Here is a 17,988-nt window from a genome sequence, read left to right as displayed (position 1 = left end):
GGGGCCGTTCGTCCGAGAGGGCGGACGGCCCCTCGTGGTGCGTGGTGCCTCCACCATCCGACATCTGCGAGGCGTGTCCGAGGTTCGTGGGAAAGTGATGCCATGACGATCATCGCAGCAGCTGACGGCTCGGCCCTGGGCAATCCCGGACCCGCGGGGTGGGCCTGGTACATCGACGACGACCGCTGGCACGCGGGGGGCTGGGCCCACGGCACCAACAACATGGGCGAGCTCAAGGCCGTCCTGGACCTGCTGGAGGCCACCGCGGATGTCAGGGAGCCCCTCAAGGTGCTGTGCGACAGCCAGTACGTGATCAACTCCATCACCAAATGGATGCCGGGATGGAAGAAGAAGGGCTGGAAGAAGGCCGACGGCAAGCCCGTGGGCAACGTCGAGCTCATGAAGGCCCTGGACACCGCCATGAAAGGACGGGACGTCAGCTTCGAGTGGGTCAAGGGCCATGCCGGGCACGAGATGAACGAGGCAGCCGACGCCCGCGCCAATGCCGCAGCGCGGGCCTTCCAGGCGGGCGCCCCGGTCGACGCCGGCCCGGGCCTCGGCACCCACGATCCCGACCCCTACGACCCCGCTGAGGAAGCCCGGGACCAGGACCCGGACCTGCTCGTGGCGTTGGGCGCACAGGAGGAGTCACTGGCCCGGGGCTCCACCCCGGAGCAGGAGGTGCTGGGGATGGAGACCCATCGACTGCGCCACGGCCTGCCCGCGGCCCAGGTCCATCCCGGTGCCGTCCTGATCGGAGCCGACGGCCGCCCCGTGGAACCGGACCGGCTCGACCAGGGCGATGCCGACGCGGATATCCACGTGGTCGATGTCCTGCCGCTCGGCCGCAACGCCGTGCTGGTCTCGACCCACGTGGTCGGAGGCCGGGAGGGCAGCGCCGTGACCGTCCACGCAGCGCTGTGGGCCCGCGAGGACTCCCGCAACGAACTCGGGGACTGGCTGCTGCGCCATCACCAGGTGACGGCCGAGGCCTGAGCCGGCGGGACGCCCGTCCAGGCGCCTCCTGCTGCTTTTCCCCGGTGCCGGTTCACCTCGGGCGCCCGCAGCGGCCGGGCGGACGGATCGCCGGTGCCGTCAGGAACGGGGGTCCTGGTCGGTCTCGTCGATGATGTCCGGATCGTCGTCGTCGATCTCCGGGATCGGGGGAAGGCCGTCGTCCGCGGGTGCCGTCTCCGTCGAGGAGGTGTCGGAGCCCCAGGGCTCGGCTGCGCGGGTACCGGGCCGCCCCTCAAGAGCGCCATCGGTCGCATCCACCACGTCCTCCGGGGGTGCGGGCTCCGTGGAGGCTGCGGGGTTCTCCGGGACGCTGCCAGGCGCGGGCACGGGGATCTCCCCCGTGGTCCGCTGGGGCGAGTCGGGAGTGGAGACGCTGGGCAGGGACACCACGAAGGTCGCGCCGCCGCCGGGGGTGTCCTCGAGGGCCACGGTGCCGCCGTGCTGGTCGACCACCGCCGAGACGATGGACAGCCCCAGGCCGGTCCCGCCCGTCTCCCGGGTCCGCGAACTGTCCGCGCGGTAGAAGCGTTCGAAGATCTTCGCCCGGTCGTCTCCCTTGATCCCCGCTCCGTGGTCACGGACCTTGATCTGGGCCATGCGCTCCGGGAGCGAGTCCCCGGAGGCGACTGCGACCCGCTGGTCGTGCGGCGCGCCCGCCACGGAGACCGAGCCGATGAGGATCTCCAGGTCGCTGCCCTGCGGCGTGTAGCGCACTGCGTTGGTCATCAGGTTGGCCAGGACCTGCCGGAGCTTGGCCTCGTCCCCGCGGGTCCGGACCGGAGAAGCGGGGCCGTCGTCGAGGTCGGTCACGGTGATCTTGCGGTCGGGGCTGGAGGCGGCGAAGTCCGCGGCGGTGTCGTGGGCGAGGACCAGGAGGTCGACATCGGAGGTCTTCAGCTCCCGCTTGCTGTCCAGGCGGGCGAGTGAGAGCAGGTCCTCGACCAGCTGCGTCATGCGCGTGGACTCGGACTCGATGCGTCCCATGGCCTGGGCGACCTGCTCCTCGTCGTGCAGCGCACCATGGCGGTAGAGCTCCGAGTAGCCGCGAATCGAGACCAGGGGGGTGCGCAGCTCGTGGGAGGCGTCGGCGACGAACTGCCGGAGTTTGGCCTCGGAGCGGGTTCGGGCGTCGAAGGCGTCCTCGATATGGCCCAGCATCCGGTTCAGGGACATCGAGAGCTGCCCGACCTCGGTCTCCGAGTTGTACCCGGCCATACGCCGGGACAGGTCGCCCTCGGCGATCTTCGCGGCGGTCTGCTCGACCTTCTTCAACGGCTGGAACGCACGGGTGATCAGGACCCAGCCCACCACGAGCGCCGCGATCAGCGTCGCGGCGCCGAAGCTCAGGGTCAGGAGGGCGATCGCGGAGACCAGCCGGTTGGTCTCGCCCAGCGGCTCGGCGACGACCACGCTGTACGGGGTCTTTAACTGGACCCCCGCTGTCACTCGCCAGGATCCGTCGGCGCCGTCGGCGGAGGGGACCGTCATGCCCACCTGGCCGGATTGGGCCACCATCTCCCGGTTGAAACGTGACAGGTCGGGTTCGGCGTCCACGTCCGACGAAGCGCTGTCGGCGGAATTGTTACTGGCATCCATCCTGAGGATCACCTGGCCGTCCTCGGAGAGCAGGTAACCCCGATGGGGCACCGACTCCGTGGGGCTGCCGGTCATCTCGGCCATCAAGGCCGCGGAGATCGAGGGAAGCGACCCTTTCAGGCTTCCATCGATCGAGTTGATCATCGAGTCGCGCAGCACCGAGATCGCCACGAAGCTCGTGACCAGGATGCTGACCGCCAGGAGCATGCCTGTGAGCGCCATCAGCTGCGTGCGCAGGGATGACGCTCTCCAGCGGGCTGCCAGGGTCTCCACGAGGGCTTGACGGTGCCTGTGCCGCGGCTCAGGAGTGCTTGCTGGCCGTGCGCAACAGGTAGCCCACGCCGCGCTTGGTGTGGATCAAGGGCGGGAGGTCGGGGTCGTTGTCGATCTTCCGGCGCAGGTAGGAGATGTAGGACTCCACGATCGAGGCGTCGCCGTTGAAGTCGTACTCCCACACGTGATCCAGGATCTGCGCCTTGGACAGCACCCGGTTCGGGTTGAGCATCAGGTAGCGCAGCAGCTTGAACTCGGTGGGGGAGAGGTCGATCTCGCGTTCGCCGCGGAAGACCTCATGGGCGTCGTCGTCGAGGACCAGGTCGTCCACGCGCAGCCGCGAATCGTCGTGCTCGGCCGGCTGGGTGCGGCGCAGCACGGCTCGGATGCGGGCGACGACCTCGTCCAGGCTGAACGGCTTGGTGACGTAGTCGTCGCCGCCCACGGTCAGGCCCTGGACCTTGTCATCGGTGTCGTCCTTGGCGGTCAGGAAGACGATGGGGAACGACCGGCCCTCGGCGCGCAGCTTGCGGGTGACGGCGAAGCCGTCAAGATCCGGGAGCATGACGTCGAGCACGGCCAGGTCCGGGCTTTCCTGCTCGGCCTTGGCGATGGCGTCGCGGCCGTTGGCGGCGGTGACCACCTCGAACCCGGCGAAACGCAGGGAGGTGGCCAGTAGCTCGAGGATGTTGGGCTCGTCGTCGACGACCAGGAGCTTGGCTTCAGGGGTCTTGGTATTCACGAAATCGATTCTCTCCACGTTTTCTGTGAGCCAACTGTGATGATTCGTTGCCGATACTGTGCGGCGACTCGATGCCCGCTTAGGGTGTTCGCTCCATGGTCATCCCAATGTGCCGTCCGAGTAGCGAAGATAGCAAGCGGCGCAGAGGGATTCGTAGTTCACGTCACCGTCAATGGCGACCTGGTCGCCGGCGAAGACGAAATGGCCGTCCACCTTGCGGGCATTGAACATCGCCTTTCGTCCGCACCGGCAGATGGTCTTGAGCTCCTCCAGGGAATGGGCGAGCTCCAGCAGTCGCGCCGATCCGGGGAAGGACCGGGTGCGGAAGTCGGTGCGGATGCCGTAGGCCAGTACCGGGACCCCGTCCAGCACCGCGATGCGCAGGAGATCCTCCACCTGGGCGGGGGTCAGGAACTGCGCCTCGTCCACGAGCAGGCAGGCGACGGGCGGCAGGTCCAGGTTCCCCACGAGGGCCTCGGGCTCCGTGCCCGAGGCCAGCCGGTGGAAGCGCTGCCGCACGTCGTCCTCGGGGGAGACCAGCAGTTCCACCGTGCGTGAAATCCCCAGTCGTGAGACCACATCGGCGTCGCCCTTGGTATCGGTCCGCGCCTTGGCCAGCAGCACTCTCTGCCCGCGTTCTTCGTAGTTGAAGGCCGCCTGCAGAAGGGCCGTGGACTTTCCGGAGTTCATGGCTCCATGGCGGAAATACAGTTTCGCCACCGGTCAGTTCTCCTCGGATTCTTCAGGGGTATTCTCAGCGGATCCTGCGGTTGCCGGCCCGGATTCCCTTTCCGGGGCGCTCCGCCGGTCCGGGGCAGAGGGCGGCACATTCCCGGCATCGATGATCCGGTACGCATAGCCCTGCTCCGCGAGGAAGCGCTGCCGCTTGGCGGCGAACGTGATGTCCACGGTGTCCCGGGCCACCACGGTGTAGAAGGTGGCCTGCCGGCCGCCGGGGGACGGTCGCAGGAGCCGGCCCAGGCGCTGGGCCTCCTCCTGCCGGGAGCCGAAGGTGCCCGAGACCTGCACGGCCACGGTGGCGGAGGGCAGGTCCACGGAGAAGTTGGCCACCTTCGAGACCACCAGCACGGGTATCTCACCGGCGCGGAACCGGTCGTAGAGGGCCTGCCGCTTCCTGGCGGGCGTCTTGCCGGTCAGCACGGGGGCGTCGAGGAGCTCGCCGAGCTCCTCGAGCTGATCGACGAACTGGCCGATGACCAGGGCCTGTTCGCCGGGGTGCTGGTGCAGGAGCCGCCTGACGACCTGGTTCTTGAGCGGGGAGGACGCCGCCAGCCGGTACCGGTCCGCGTCCTCTGCCGTGGCATAGGCGAGACGGTCGGATTCGGGGAGGTCCACCCTGACCTCCAGGCACTCGGCCGGAGCGATCCAGCCCTGCCCTTCCATCTCCTTCCACGAGGCCTCGTAGCGCTTGGGCCCGATGAGCGAGAAGACCTCGCCCTCCTTCCCGTCCTCACGGACCAGGGTGGCCGTCAGCCCGAGGCGACGGCGGGCCTGGATGTCCGCGGTGCGGCGGAACACGGGGGCGGGGAGCAGATGGACCTCGTCGTAGACGATCAGGCCCCAGTCCTGGCCGTCGAGCAGTTCGAGGTGGGGCCAGAGCTCGCCGCGACGGGTGGCCAGCATCTGGTAGGTGGCGATGGTCACGGGCCGGATCTCCTTGGTCCGTGACGTGTACTCGCCGACCTCGTTCTCGGAGAGGCTGGTGCGGGCCATGAGCTCGTCGCGCCACTGCCGGGCGGCGACCGCCGACGTGCAGAGGATGAGGGCCGTGGTCGAGGAGGAGGCGAGCACCGACGCTCCCACGACGGTCTTCCCGGCACCGCACGGCAGGACCACGGTGCCGGCTCCGGTGGACCAGAAGGCCTCTGCTGCGGCGGCCTGATACGGCCGCAGGGTCCAGGGACGACCGGTCCGCCGGTCGGTCTCCGACAGCGCGATGGGATAGGGCGTGCCGTCCACGTACCCGGCCCGGTCGTCGGCGGGCCAGCCGAGCTTGAGCAGGTTCTGCTTCAGCTCTCCGCGGCTGCTGCCGTGGACCACGGTGGTGCGGGGATCGATGCGCGGTCCCAGCAGCGGGGCGATCTTCTTCGCCCGGGCGATCTCCTCGTAGACCGGGAAGTCGTCGCAGCGCAGTACCAGGCCGTGGACCGGATCCTTTTCGAGGGCCAGGCGTCCCCACCGGGCCATGGTCTCGTCGATGTCCATGAGCAGGGAATGCGGCACGGGGTAACGCGAGTACTCGAGCAGGGTGTCGATCACGGACTCCGCATCGACGCCGGCGGCCCGGGCGTTCCACAGGCCCAGCGGTGTCAGCCGGTAGGTGTGGACGTGTTCCGGTGCTCGTTCGAGGTCGGCGAAGACGGCGAGCTCGCGGCGGGCGGCTTCCGCCCGCTCATGCTCCACCTCGAGCAGGACGGTGCGGTCCGATTGCACCACGATGGGTCCATCAGCCATGCGATGCCTCCAGGTCGGTACGGGCGGTCTCCGCGAGACGGGATGCCACGGTGCGGATGTGCTCGGCGTCCACCTCCGGGCGCGACGAGCGGGGGAGGGGGAACAGGCCGATGAGCTCCTGCGGGCCGCCGCCGAGTTCCCCGATCGGTTCGTGCATCTCATGGGTCGTGACGTCCGTGGAGGGTGCCACGCCCGTCTGCTGAGCGGCCCGCAGAACGGCGGATCGGAGGGGGTCCTTGCGCGCGCCCGGTGCGGGCTTCGCGTCGCGGTGCCTCACGATCAGGACCTCGGGAGCGGCCCTGAGCACCTCGAAACCGCGCAGCGCCGCCGAGCCGGCGATCGCCTCCACGAGGTCCGCCCGCCCCGTCACGACCTGCTCGGCGTCCAGTACCCGCAGGTTGCCGTGCGTGCGGAGGGCTTCATCGAGGAGATGCTCGAGGGCGCCGGGCAGCTCGCCGTCGGTCCGTGCCTCCAGCAGCGACCGCAGCGATGCCGCGTCGTGGCCGGCGTCCAGGGCACGGTGCAGCGAGGCGACGCCGAAGCGGTACGTCGCCGCTGCACCCCGGCCCTCGGGCTCGGCCACCAGCCGGAGGTCTGCGGCGGCCTGCGGGGACAGCGTCCCGTGGGCGACGGCCGTGTAGTCGCTCTGCACGACGACCGTCTCGACCGCCGCGGGGAGCCTGTCCCGCAAGGCCGCGGTGACCGCGGCGGGACCGTCGTCGAGCAGGAGCCGCACGAGGTCGGTGGCGGCCCCCGCACCGGTCAGGCCGAGATCCGCGCATTCCTGGACCAGCGCGGCGCCGTACCGGGCCAGGGCGCCCGCCAGCCGCGGCCGGAGCCACGCCAGGGTGCGGTCCCACCAGGCGGGATCCGGAGCGACGTCCCCCGAGTGCAGCAGGGCGGTCAGCACCGCGCGGCGCAGCGGGGCGGCGTCGGGGACCGAGGTCCGGTCGGTCAACGGCGTGATCACCGAACCGTCGGCACGGTGCCCTCCCACCGAGGCGGGGATCGAGTCCGCGGTCAGCCAGGCGGTCAGCAGGATGCCGTGGGCCGTGGGAACCTCCAGCGCCTCCCAGGGCGCCGTCGTGGGCCGCCAGGCTCCGGACCGGTCGTCCTGTTCGACCAGGCCGCCGAGCTGCGCGTAGCCCAGGAGCCGGTCCGCACGGTCCTGGCCGAGGTCGAGAGCGGCGGCCAGCCGGCGGCGCTCGCGCACCCCGACGCCACCGGCCCGCAGCACCTCGAGGGGCCGCTGCCCCAGTTCGCTCCGCAGTCCGGAGAGGTCGCGGATCAGTTCGGGGACCGCTGCCATCGCCGCATTGTCGCGGACCCGGGGGCTGACGGGCCGGCCGGCGGGTGCCGGAGGATGCGACTCGGTTCCGGCCCACGGGTCGCCGTGATGCAGAGCCAGCCCGAGCTCACGGGGCAGCTCCACATGCCGGGAGTCCACCGCTATCAAGACCTCGCGCGCCAGGAGCCAGTCGATGGGGCGTGCCTCGGGCTGATCCGGCACGGGCTTCCGCCGCGCGTCCCGGATCGAGCCCAGGGGATGCCTGCGGAAATCGGCCAGGACCTCGGCGGGCCGGGGAGGGATGGCGTCCAGGTCGATCGCGGGACCGGAACCCTCCGAGGTCCGGGAGTCGGCTGGGACCACGGCGGACTTCAACGCGCGGAGGACGGCTGCGGGGCGTCCCATTCCGGCAGGGTAGCGCCCGAGGGCCTCGGCCACGCCGGGTGAAAGCACCCAGGGGTGGGCGCCGGACTCACCTGGGCCGGCGGGATGGATCAGTGCGAGAGCCCGGAGGGCGTCGTCGTCGCGGAGGCTCTGGGGACCCAGGAGCACTGCCCGTTCGAGGGAATCCAGCTGGACGCGATTCAAGGACTGGATCGCGTGCTGAAGGGAGACGCGGGCGGTCGCCAGCTCCGCCAGCTCGCCGATCGAGGTGGGGGTGGCCGCCGCCAGGTCGGGCCGAGCCGTCAGGAGCCGTTCGAGCTGCTGCGGGGTGCGGGCCCCGAGATCTGCGAGGAAGGCCGAAGGCAAGGCGCTCAGGCCCGGCGCCTCTGGAGCAGGGTGTGCAGCAGCGAGAGGATCAGGCACAGGAAAGCAGCCGGGAACGCGAAGTACGAGTAGCGCGTGAACCACGGCCACACCTCTCCGCCGCCCGTCGTCCACTTGAGGATCAGCATGGTCACGATGGCGATGCCGGAGGTGATGAAGAGGAACAGGGCGAGCCAGCCCCACGGGTTCAACCCGGAACCGGGTCGCTGAGGGGAGGTGTGCGAGGCGTCGTCGGCCTGTGCCGCGGGGGCTGGGTTGCTGGCAGACATGGCCTACAGAATACAGGCCCGTCCGGGGCACATGCCCGCAGCGGAATACGGAACAACACGGTAAGCTCAGCTGTTTCGCATAGAGTCATTCATGAATCGCGCAGGCCGGCTCGACCGGGGGCCGACGGCCTGTGACGCCAGGACACTGGCGGATCGCACGATACGAACTGAGGTCAGGAAAAGTGCCCACTGGCAAGGTCAAGTGGTTCGACGCCGACAAGGGATTCGGCTTCCTCGCAAGCGACGACGGCGGTGAGGTCTTCCTCCATGCCAGCGCGCTGCCCGCCGGGCTGGATTCCGTGGCCCCCGGCACCCGCATGGAATTCGGAATCGCCGACGGTCGCCGCGGCCCGTCGGCGCTGTCCGCCACGGTGATCGAACGCACTCCGTCGGTGGCCAAGAACACCCGCATGCCGGCTCAGCGGATGGCCGTGATCAACGAGGATCTCATCAGGCTGCTCGACGACATCTCGGGTGGGCTGCAGCGCGGCAAGTACCCGGACCGTGCGCATGGCAAGAAGATCGCCACGATCCTGCGCACCGTGGCGGACAACCTGGACGTGTGAGGCGTTTCCCATGTCAGAGAGCACAGAGCCAGAGAGCACGAAGGATGTGACCGACGTCCGGCCCGAGGGCGCGTCCGTCCCGGCCGGGACCGCCGCGTCCTCCAAGGCCGACGGGGTCACTCCTCCGGCACCTGCACGCCGTCGCAAGCCGGTGCTCGACCGGAAGCTCGCCGAGGCCCGGGAGTTCGCGCTGTCCGCGCTGAAGGAGCTGGCCGACCCCGAGGAGATCGGGGAGGGCCATCGCGTCGTGGCCGACGACGAGCGCCTGGTCACCCACTACTTCACCTCGAACCGACGCGGCTACCTGGACTGGGAGTGGTACGTGACCATTGCCCGTGCCCCGCGGCAGTCCGTACCGACCGTGTGCGAGTCGGGCCTGCTGCCGGCCGAGGGCGCCCTCCTCGCCCCGCACTGGGTGCCCTGGTCCGACCGGCTCAGCGACGACGAGAGACATGCGGACGCCGAGGACGGCGCTGAGACGGACGGCGCGGAAACAGACGGCGCGGAAACAGACGCGGGGACAGACAGCGAGGCCGAAGCGGAGGCCGGTGCCGCGGACGGGGCTCCGGCGGACCCTGCAGGGGACGGCGGCGTTGACGGCACCGCGGGCGCTGACGACCAGACCGCCTAGGTGGCCGCAACGTCGTCGGGAGCTTTCCGGTCGTTCCGATACCCGAACTACCGCCGGTGGTACACGGGCGCGGTCGTGTCCAACGTGGGCACGTGGATGCAGCGGACGGCCCAGTCGTGGCTGGTGTTCGCCGAGCTGACCGACCAGGACACCCGCGCGATGGGCGTGGTCATGGCCCTGCAGTTCGCACCGCAGATGGTGCTGGCCCCGTATGCGGGAGTGATCGTCGACCGCTCCGACCGGCGCCAGCTGCTCGTGGTGACCCAGGCGGTCATGGCCGCCCTGGCCCTGATCCTCGGCCTGCTGATCGTGACCGGCCTGGTCACCCTGGGCCTGGTCATGGTCTTCGCCCTGGCCCTGGGTATGGCGACGACCTTCGATGCCCCCGCCCGCCAGACCTTCGTGAGTCAGCTGGTCGAGGATGAGGACCTCTCCAACGCGGTGGCGCTGAACTCGACCTCCTTCAACCTGGCCCGGCTGGTGGGGCCCGCCGTCGCCGGGTTGCTGGTGGCGGCGGTCGGGTCGGGATGGGTGTTCCTGCTCAACAGCCCCAGCTTCGCGGCCATGCTCGCCGCCCTCTGGTCGCTGGATCGTGCTCGGCTGCGTCCTTCCCCTCGGGCGCCGCGGGGGCGCGGGCAGATCCTGGAGGGGTTCCGTTATGTGGCGGGACGACCGGATCTGCTGGGCGTGCTGCTGACCATCTTCATCATCGGCACCTTCGGCCTGAACTTCGCGGTCTACCTGGCGGCCATGGCCGGTACCGAGTACGGGCAGGGCTCGGAGGCCTTCGGCATCCTGAACTCCGCGCTCGCGCTCGGAACCCTGGCCGGCGCCCTCCTCTCAGCCCAGCGGCCCCGGGCGCGCCTGCGCACGATGTTCCTGGGTGCGGCGGGTTTCGCGCTCTCGACCGTGCTGGCCGCAACCGCCCCCAACGTGGTGATGTTCGCCCTGTGGCTGGTGCCCACGGGCCTGGCCGTGCTCACCGTGACCACGACGGCGAACGCCTACGTCCAGACCACCACCGATCCCGCCATGCGCGGACGGGTGATGAGCCTCTACACCGCGATCTTCATGGGCGGGACCCCGATCGGGGCGCCGCTGGTCGGCTGGATCACGGCCGCCTTCGGGCCCCGCTGGGGCATGGCCCCGGCCGTCGCGGCGGGAGTCGCGGGGCTGGCGATCGGGGCGGCGCTGCTGTGGTGGTACTCGCGGCACCCCGGCGACAGGCCGTCCACGGGCCGGAAGGTGTGAGGACGGAAGCCGCGGGTCAGAGCTGCTCCGCCACCACGTCGATGCAGGCCAGCAAGGCGGAGACGTCATCCGGCTCCACGGCCGTGAACGTCGCGATACGCAGCTGGTTGCGCCCCAGTTTGCGGTAGGGCTCCACGTCCACGACACCGTGCGCCCGGAGGGCCGCGCTGATGGCCGCCGCGTCGACGTCGTCGTGGAAATCGACGGTGGTCACCACGGTCGACCGGTCCTCGGGACGGGTGACGAAAGGAGTGGCCAGGTCGCTGGCCTCCGCCCACGTGTAGACGCGGTCCGAGGAATCCTTGGTGCGGGCCGCTGCCCACGCCATACCGCCCTGCTCGTTGAGCCAGCGGACCTGGTCGTCGAGCATGACCAGCCCCGCCAGGCCCGGCGTGTTGTAGGTCTGGTTCTTGCGGGAGTTCTCCAGGGCCGAGTGCAAGGACAGGAAGTCCGGGATCCAGCGTCCCGAGGCGGAGATCTCCTCGATCCGCTCGATCGCGGCGGGGGAGAAGGCCCCGAACCACAGGCCGCCGTCGGAGGCGAAGTTCTTCTGGGGGGAGAAGTAGTAGACGTCCGTCTCCTGGAGGTCGACGGCGGCCCCTCCGGCGGCCGACGTCGCATCCACGACGACCAGCGGACCGCGGGATCCCGGCACGGCGCGTTCGACGCCGTCGGGGCGGCGCACGGGAGCCATCACACCCGTCGAGGTCTCGTTCTGAGGCCAGGCGTACACGTCCACGCCCTCCTCGGCCAGGACCTGCGTCCGAGTCCCCGGCTCGGCGGTACGGATCGTGGAGGGCGCCAGGAACGGGGCGCCGTCCGTGACCGAGGCGAACTTGGCGCCGAACTCGCCGAAGGCCGCGTGCTGGGCCTTCTCCCGCACCAGGCCGAAGGCCGCGCTGTCCCAGAACGCCGTGGCGCCGCCCATGCCGAGCAGGATCTCGTAACCCTCCGGGAGCTGCAGGAAATCACCCAGCCCCTCTCGGATCCGCCCCACCGCGTCCTTGACGGGGGCCTGCCGATGCGACGTGCCCAGGAGGCCGCGGCCGGCGCGGGCGAGCGCGCCCACCTGATCCTCGCGCACCTTGGAGGGCCCCGAGCCGAACCGGCCGTCGGCGGGCAGCAGGTGATCGGGGATCGAGACGGGTCGCGACACGGAAGGCCTCCAAAGCACGCAGATCTTTGATTCGGTTCACGTCCTGCGCAGTCGTGGATGCACAGCGACGGTGGCCATTGTGCCCCACATACCTTGACAGCCATGCCCGAGAGCCGGAGGATGCCCCGGTCCCGGGGGTGTGACCGACTAGGATGACCTCAGCGATTCAACGATGAAACGCACGCCGGTATGTTCCCGCGCATGCCCGCGCGACCTCTGCCCCACATGCGTCAACCCTCCCGAAGAGTGCAGGAGATGTTCGTGACTGATTTGATCGACACCACTGAGATGTACCTGCGCACCGTGCTCGACCTCGAGGAGGAGGGGATCCCGCCCATGCGCGCCCGCATCGTGGAGCGCCTGGAGCACTCGGGGCCGACGGTCTCCCAGACGGTGTCGCGCATGGAGCGCGACGGCCTGCTGAAGGTCCTGCCCGATCGTCAGATCGCCTTGACCGACGAAGGCCGGGAGGCCGCGGTCAGGGTCATGCGCAAGCACCGGCTGGCCGAGCGGCTGCTGGCCGACGTGATCGGCATGGAGCTGGCCGACGTCCACGACGAGGCCTGCCGCTGGGAGCACGTCATGAGCGAAGAGGTGGAGAAGCGGCTGATGGTGCTCCTCCACGCTCCTGAGATCTCCCCGTACGGAATGCCCATCCCGGGTCTCGCCGGGCTGAGCGCACCGGATGAGGAGGCCGCCAACGCGGCCCTCCTGGCAGCCCCCAAGGGGACCCTGGCTGACCTCCCGCGGCTGCTGACCCTGGTCAAGGACGGGTCCACCGGACCGTTCAAGCTGATCGGCGTCCCCGAAGGGGTCCAGGCCGACGGTTCCTCCGTGCCCGCCCTGGCCGGTGCAGGAGTGCTCACGGGCGCTGCCTTCACCGCTGAGCTCGACGAGGACGGCTGGGTGGTCATCCGCCGTGTCGAAGCCTCCTCGGAGGCCGAAGAGGTCCGGGTCGCCCCGAAGGTGGCCCAGGCCCTGTGCGTTTCGACGGACTGACCCGCACCCGGTCTCGTGACGTTGGAGGCTCCACAGGCCGGACCGACGCATCGATCAGGTGATGTTCAGGTATGAATAGCCCGCTTTAGATCCCTGATTCGTGATCAATGCGCATCGTGGTCCGTGATCTTCCGGAAGGGGCGCCCGGACCACGGCGTAGCGTTCGGGCCACGCGTCAGGCCGCCGTCCATCCTCGGGATGCCAACTCCCGTGCAGCGGCCTGTCATTCGACCCAGCCCGTGAGGATCCGCCATGCCGTCCACGACTCCCTTCCTCGCCCCTGACGTCTCGCCCGCAACGGGATCCTTCCTCCGGCGTTCCTGGCTCCTGGGCGGAGCCGCGGGGATCGGCGCCGTCGGCGCGGCGGCTCTGAGCGCCACGGGCAGTCACGCCGCGCCGGTCGAGTTCCCCGGCTGGGCCACCGTGACCGGCACGATCCCCGACGACGCCGGTTTCGACCGCGAGGCCGCCGAGGCCAACGCCTGGACGTTCTCGTGGTCCACGGACGCCGATGGCACGGTCACGTTCGTGTACGCTGATGGAACGTCCTCGGCATCGGATGCGCCTGCCGGAGAGATATCCGCCTCGGACGCGGGTGCGTATCCGGGCGGGGAGCTGACCGCCCAGTCCACGCCGTCAGCCCTGTGGGCCGCCAACGGTGGTACGGAGGATCCGGGCTCCCCGGCACACGACCGGGGGATCGAGGATCTCGCTGCGGTCGTCTCGGCGCCGTTCGGCGGGGAGCCGGCCGAGGTCTCCGCAGAGTCCGGCCGTGAAGCACCCGCCCCGGCCGCGGCTGTCTCCGACCGGGCCATCCTGGACACCGCCCACCTGGGGCTGGGAGGGGCGTACATCTGGGGCGGCACCGAGTTCATGGCATGGGACTGCTCCGGGTACGTCCAGTGGGTGTACGCGCAGCACGGCATCGAGATCCCCCGGGTGACCTGGGAGCAGTTCGCCGCGGGAACGCCCACCAGCGCGCCGCGGCCCGGGGACCTGGTATCCCAGAACGACGGATCCCATGTGGGCATCTACCTCGGCGGGGACCAGATGATCTCGGCGCTGAACCCCGAGCAGGGCACGATCGTCCACTCCGTGCATGCCATGGACCTGGACGGTTATTACACCTTCCGATGAGGCGCGGCTCGGGCAGCTCCGGAGCAGGCCGGTGAGTCGTCCATGGTCTGGCACGCGGATAGGCTTGAACCATGCCGTCCAGCAACCGACGATCCCCTCAGCCCCCGCACGACTACAGCGCCTCGTCCCGTACGGGAGCCGACCAGGAGTACACCTACCTGGCCATCGGCATGGTGGCCGGGGCCGTTCCCGGCGTGATCGTGGGACTGCTGATGTCGATTCCCCTGGGGCACGCGGCCATGTGGGTCTCGGTCACCGGCGGCGTCGGCATCCTGCTCGGCCTGGTGGCAGCCGCGATGGTCTACCGGCGCAGGAAACGTGACGGCAAGCTGAAGTAGCCGGCACGCCTCAGCGCCCCTCCAGGAGGTAGGGGCCGTCGAGCCCGGTGAAAGCCGGCCAGAAGCGCCGGTCCCTGCGGCGCAGCATGGGAAGGACCTGTCGTCTGACCAGCGGGGCGAGCGCGGCCTCCGCGGTCTCGACAGCGGCGGGGGACAGATCCAGGTAGCGCAGTTCCTCGATCTCCGCCTGCGGTGATGGCCGGGCGCCGTCGTCCGCATCCACGTACTCGGGGGCGACGACGAACACGGTGGAATCGACCCAGGTCTGCGCCTCATTGGCGGCCGGTGCCACGAAATGCCCCAGCAGCTCCAGGTCGTCGGGTGCGACGGTCAGGCCGACCTCCTCCGCGATCTCGCGAACGGCAGCGGCCTCCGCGGACTCGCCCTCTTCGCGCTTGCCCCCGACCAGCATGAACATCCCGGTATCGCGCTTGCGCACCGTCAGGAGCTTGCCGTCGCGGACGAAGCAGACCCCCACGATGGAGAGCAGGGCGGACCCGTCCGGCACCGCGGCATGTACCGAGGCGCCGAGTGCCAGCTCGTCGATCTCCGTTGCCAGGTTCTCCCGGGCCTGAGCGCCCCAGAGTTCACGAGCCTTCCCGGTCCTGTAGAGCCCGGAGGGGTCCATCGAGCCGAGGACCGACAGCCTGGCGCGGGCGAAGTACGTGTCAGGTACCTCCGCGTACTCCTCACGCACCCGCCGCACGTAGGCCGCGTACTCGGCGGGCGTCCCTCCGAGTACCGCCAGGTCGGCGTCGCTGAGCAGCCCGCCGGCGTCGTCGTCCTCCGACGTCTGGTGGTCGGTCGTCAGCCGGACCAGGCGCCCGACCTCCCGGGTGACCTCCTGGCTGAAGCCCATGACGGGGAGCATCGCCTCGGCCATCAGGGCTGAGGCCTCTTCGTCCCCCGCCTGGCCGAGGTGGACGGCATCGTGGAACCACGCGGCCAGCGTGACCTCCGTCGGGGCCGCTCCCTCCGTGAGGACGTCAAGGGACCTGAGCACCGCGAGCAGGTGCGTCCGGTCGTGGTACCGCCGGTGCTCCTCGCCCCAGGCCTGCAGAAGGACCTCCCGGAGCCTCGCCAGCGCCTCCGTCTCGCCGAACGCCCGGTCCCACCGACGGCGGAGCGCGGTGAGCACCTTGTCGTTGCGCCTGACCGCGGGGATGCGCAGGCCGGAGGCCACGAGCACCCTGACCAGTTCCTTGCCGTCGACGGGAATGGCACCGGCGGCCACGGCGTCGTCGTAGCGCTCGCGCGGAAGGTCGTAGTGGTCCCGATCGAAGGCCCTGCGCGACACACCGATGCGCTGCGCGGCCTCATGGAGCTCGTCCAGCGAGGTGTCCGAGACCAGGTGCGAGAACTCGGTGCCGTGCGCGGGCCAGCGGGGCGGATCGATGTAGACGGGCATGGCCGTCAATCTATCGCGCAGGAGACGGACCTTGACCAGTGCGCCTCCGCAACCCCGTATGATGGTCCGCGTTGCCCCCGTAGCTCAGGGGATAGAGCACGGCTCTCCTAAAGCCGGTGTCGATGGTTCGAATCCATTCGGGGGCACTCTGCATATTCCACGGCCGTGACGTGCTGATGACCGTCCATGCCGCCGATCGACGGTCATCAGCACGTCAACGACGCCGAACCTCGCGGCTAGTCGTCCACGGCGGGTGAATCGGTGGAGAGGGCGCCGAAGACGAGCGTGTCGGTCCATTCGCCCTTGCTCCACCAGTCCTGGCGCAGGTGCCCCTCGAGCTGCATCCCGGCGCGGCGTGCGAGCCGGGCGGAGGCCGCATTGCGGGCATCCATCTGCGCGGCGACCCGGTGGAGTCCGAACCGATCGAACGCCAGCTCGAGCACGGCTCGCACGGCCTCCGTCGCCAGCCCCCGGCCGCCGTGCGCGGGGTCGAGCACCCAGCCGATCTCGGCGAGGCCCCGTTCCGTATCGGTCAGCCAGAGCTGGACGTCCCCGACGACCGTGCCCTCGTGCTCGACGACCAGTGCCAGCGCCCCGCTCGTGTCGTCGAGGCCGGTCTTCGCCATGCGCTCCTCGACGTTCCGTCCGGCGTCGGCTTCGGTCCACGGGTCATCGAGAAGGTACCGGGTGACATCGGGGCGGCTGTAGATCCGCTGCAGCGCGCGTGCATCGGCGTGTTCGTGCAGTCGTAGTCGCAGCCGCCCGGTCTTCAGGGGGAGCGGCAGGAGTGGACCGATCTCGCGGTGGTGATGCACCAGGGCGACCGTGCGCCCTGAGGGAGCGGTGCCGTTGGCAGGCATGTCCTGGACGAAGCCCGATCGATCGAGAACGAGCTGGGAGGCCTGGTTGCCGGGCACGGAGCGGGCCGTGAGTCGGGTGAATCCGCTGCGTCGCGCGAATTCGACCGCCAGAGCGAGTGCCTCCGAGGCTACTCCCCGGCCCCGGTGGTCGGGATGTACCCAGAACCCCACCTCGACCGAGCCCGCCGACGCGCCGAACAGCACCAGGCTGCCCGCGAAGGCGTCGGTCCCGGGGTCGGCGATGGTCAGGACCGCGAGGTCGCCGCGTTCCAGTCCCTCATGTATCTCGCCCTGGATCAGCGTGATCACCGATGCCTCGGTGTATCCGGGTTCCGGCAGGTGCGCGTATTCGCGGACTGCGGGATCGGCTGCACCTGATGCGTAGCCGTTCGCGTCTTCGGGTCGCATGGCGCGCAATGACGCACGACGACGACGGAGCGGGAGGAGCCTGGAATCCAGCATGAACCTAAAACTAACATAGTTCGGATAGGGTGACCGGCATGAGCTACTGGGACCATCGCAAGCCGACCCTCAGATCCCGGGCGGTGGACGTCCACCAGATCGCCGGGGTGGCCGTAGAGCTGCTGGACGAGGGCGGCCTGCGGGCCCTCACGGTGCGAGCGGTGGCGCTGCGCGTGGGTGTCGCCCCGGCGAGCTTGTACTCCCGGGTGACTTCGGTCGACGACCTCTTCGACCTGGCGCTCGACGAGGCCCTGGGGCTGGATGCCGCTATGCGGCGAGCCGGGCGTGAGGCAAGCCTCTATGAGCTGATGCTCGCCTACTACCGGCATCTCGTGGATCACCCCTGGGCGTGCCAGGTCATCGCCATGAGGGCACCCAGGGGGCCGAACTATCTGCGGCTCTCGGAGCGCATGTGCGTCCTGCTCGCCGAGGAGGGTGCCGTCGATCCGCTCGGCGACGCGTACGCCCTGTCGAACTTCGTCATCGGAAGCGCTGCGACGACGCCTATGGCCGGTCACGAGCGGGAAGCGGTCGTCGACGACGGCATCGCCCCGCTGTACGCATCGCTGCATGCGGGGTACCGGGTGGATCCCGAGGCCATCGTCAGCGCGGGGCTGAGGGCACTGCTGGGTCGGTAGCCGGGCGTTCGCGTGCGTACCGGAGACCTCTCCGCCGTGCGGTGCCTGAGATCCCGTGGGCACGGGCTTGCGATCATCGCTGATGCTGAGTCAGGCATTTGCGATTAGCGCAAC

Annotated in this window: 17 protein-coding genes and 1 tRNA gene; 9 read left to right on the top strand and 9 right to left on the bottom strand. The window is 70.0% G+C overall.

Going from position 1 to position 17,988, the window contains the following annotated elements; translation table 11 throughout:
• The first annotated feature begins 102 nt into the window (after nucleotides 1-102).
• Complete coding sequence (locus FCK90_RS06005) at nucleotides 103-996, top strand: ribonuclease H family protein (protein ID WP_158033389.1); 894 nt, start codon at nucleotides 103-105, stop codon at nucleotides 994-996.
• A 99-nt stretch (nucleotides 997-1,095) separates the two neighbouring features.
• On the opposite strand, the gene FCK90_RS06000 is transcribed toward FCK90_RS06005, so the two are convergent.
• The 6 genes from FCK90_RS06000 to FCK90_RS05975 all read right to left on the bottom strand — a co-directional run bounded on the left by FCK90_RS06000 (nucleotide 1,096) and on the right by FCK90_RS05975 (nucleotide 8,428).
• The gene (locus tag FCK90_RS06000; protein ID WP_246180029.1) at nucleotides 1,096-2,886 is read right to left on the bottom strand and encodes a sensor histidine kinase; all 1,791 of its coding nucleotides are present in this window, start codon (nucleotides 2,884-2,886) and stop codon (nucleotides 1,096-1,098) included.
• Between the two features lie 28 nt (nucleotides 2,887-2,914).
• On the bottom strand, nucleotides 2,915-3,628 hold the full coding sequence (locus tag FCK90_RS05995; RefSeq protein WP_158033388.1) for a response regulator transcription factor: 714 nt from the start codon (nucleotides 3,626-3,628) through the stop codon (nucleotides 2,915-2,917).
• A gap of 99 nt (nucleotides 3,629-3,727) precedes the next feature.
• Complete coding sequence (locus tag FCK90_RS05990) at nucleotides 3,728-4,348, bottom strand: thymidine kinase (RefSeq protein ID WP_158033387.1); 621 nt, start codon at nucleotides 4,346-4,348, stop codon at nucleotides 3,728-3,730.
• Between the two features lie 3 nt (nucleotides 4,349-4,351).
• Entirely contained in the window at nucleotides 4,352-6,103 is a 1,752-nt protein-coding gene (locus FCK90_RS05985; protein WP_158033386.1) for a DNA repair helicase XPB, read from the bottom strand.
• The gene (locus FCK90_RS05980; RefSeq protein WP_158033385.1) at nucleotides 6,096-8,141 is read right to left on the bottom strand and encodes a helicase-associated domain-containing protein; all 2,046 of its coding nucleotides are present in this window, start codon (nucleotides 8,139-8,141) and stop codon (nucleotides 6,096-6,098) included. The genes FCK90_RS05985 and FCK90_RS05980 overlap by 8 nt, the downstream gene beginning before the upstream one ends.
• A 5-nt stretch (nucleotides 8,142-8,146) precedes the next feature.
• Complete coding sequence (locus tag FCK90_RS05975) at nucleotides 8,147-8,428, bottom strand: hypothetical protein (RefSeq protein WP_158033384.1); 282 nt, start codon at nucleotides 8,426-8,428, stop codon at nucleotides 8,147-8,149.
• Between the two features lie 182 nt (nucleotides 8,429-8,610).
• Between FCK90_RS05975 and FCK90_RS05970 the strand changes: the two genes are divergently transcribed.
• Genes FCK90_RS05970 through FCK90_RS05960 form a run of 3 tightly spaced genes read left to right on the top strand, consistent with a single transcriptional unit; the run spans nucleotide 8,611 to nucleotide 10,876 of the window.
• Nucleotides 8,611-8,994 (top strand): cold-shock protein, encoded by a 384-nt coding sequence (locus FCK90_RS05970; protein ID WP_158033383.1) that lies wholly within the window; start codon nucleotides 8,611-8,613, stop codon nucleotides 8,992-8,994.
• A gap of 10 nt (nucleotides 8,995-9,004) precedes the next feature.
• The gene (locus tag FCK90_RS05965; RefSeq protein WP_181954213.1) at nucleotides 9,005-9,625 is read left to right on the top strand and encodes a DUF3027 domain-containing protein; all 621 of its coding nucleotides are present in this window, start codon (nucleotides 9,005-9,007) and stop codon (nucleotides 9,623-9,625) included.
• Complete coding sequence (locus FCK90_RS05960) at nucleotides 9,626-10,876, top strand: MFS transporter (protein ID WP_158033381.1); 1,251 nt, start codon at nucleotides 9,626-9,628, stop codon at nucleotides 10,874-10,876.
• 16 nt (nucleotides 10,877-10,892) lie between these two features.
• On the opposite strand, the gene serC is transcribed toward FCK90_RS05960, so the two are convergent.
• Nucleotides 10,893-12,032: a phosphoserine transaminase gene (serC, locus tag FCK90_RS05955; protein WP_158033380.1), complete on the bottom strand. Its 1,140-nt coding sequence runs from the start codon at nucleotides 12,030-12,032 to the stop codon at nucleotides 10,893-10,895.
• Nucleotides 12,033-12,293: 261 nt separating this feature from the next.
• On the opposite strand from serC, the gene FCK90_RS05950 reads away from it, so the two are divergent.
• From FCK90_RS05950 to FCK90_RS05940, 3 genes are all read left to right on the top strand, one after another.
• Nucleotides 12,294-13,031 carry a metal-dependent transcriptional regulator gene (locus tag FCK90_RS05950; protein ID WP_158033379.1) on the top strand — a complete coding sequence of 246 codons (738 nt, stop codon included), beginning with the start codon at nucleotides 12,294-12,296 and terminating at the stop codon, nucleotides 13,029-13,031.
• A 252-nt stretch (nucleotides 13,032-13,283) separates the two neighbouring features.
• A complete protein-coding gene (locus FCK90_RS05945; RefSeq protein ID WP_158033378.1) occupies nucleotides 13,284-14,168 on the top strand; it encodes a C40 family peptidase in 885 nt (294 codons plus the stop codon).
• Nucleotides 14,169-14,239: 71 nt separating this feature from the next.
• Nucleotides 14,240-14,506: a hypothetical protein gene (locus tag FCK90_RS05940; RefSeq protein WP_158033377.1), complete on the top strand. Its 267-nt coding sequence runs from the start codon at nucleotides 14,240-14,242 to the stop codon at nucleotides 14,504-14,506.
• A gap of 10 nt (nucleotides 14,507-14,516) precedes the next feature.
• Here the strand turns inward: FCK90_RS05940 and FCK90_RS15940 are convergent, their stop codons facing one another.
• The gene (locus FCK90_RS15940; protein WP_181954212.1) at nucleotides 14,517-15,914 is read right to left on the bottom strand and encodes a DUF4031 domain-containing protein; all 1,398 of its coding nucleotides are present in this window, start codon (nucleotides 15,912-15,914) and stop codon (nucleotides 14,517-14,519) included.
• A gap of 73 nt (nucleotides 15,915-15,987) precedes the next feature.
• Here FCK90_RS15940 and FCK90_RS05930 point away from each other — a divergent pair.
• A tRNA-Arg gene (locus FCK90_RS05930) sits at nucleotides 15,988-16,060 on the top strand.
• A gap of 90 nt (nucleotides 16,061-16,150) precedes the next feature.
• Here FCK90_RS05930 and FCK90_RS05925 read toward each other — a convergent pair.
• Nucleotides 16,151-17,236: a GNAT family N-acetyltransferase gene (locus FCK90_RS05925; protein ID WP_158033376.1), complete on the bottom strand. Its 1,086-nt coding sequence runs from the start codon at nucleotides 17,234-17,236 to the stop codon at nucleotides 16,151-16,153.
• A gap of 38 nt (nucleotides 17,237-17,274) precedes the next feature.
• Between FCK90_RS05925 and FCK90_RS05920 the strand changes: the two genes are divergently transcribed.
• Complete coding sequence (locus FCK90_RS05920; RefSeq protein ID WP_158033375.1) at nucleotides 17,275-17,874, top strand: TetR/AcrR family transcriptional regulator; 600 nt, start codon at nucleotides 17,275-17,277, stop codon at nucleotides 17,872-17,874.
• Nucleotides 17,875-17,988 lie beyond the last annotated feature (114 nt).

The organism is Kocuria coralli (genome assembly GCF_008831305.1).
Classification (GTDB): Bacteria; Actinomycetota; Actinomycetes; order Actinomycetales; family Micrococcaceae; genus Kocuria; species Kocuria coralli.
This window is presented reverse-complemented; position numbering and strand designations above follow the sequence as displayed.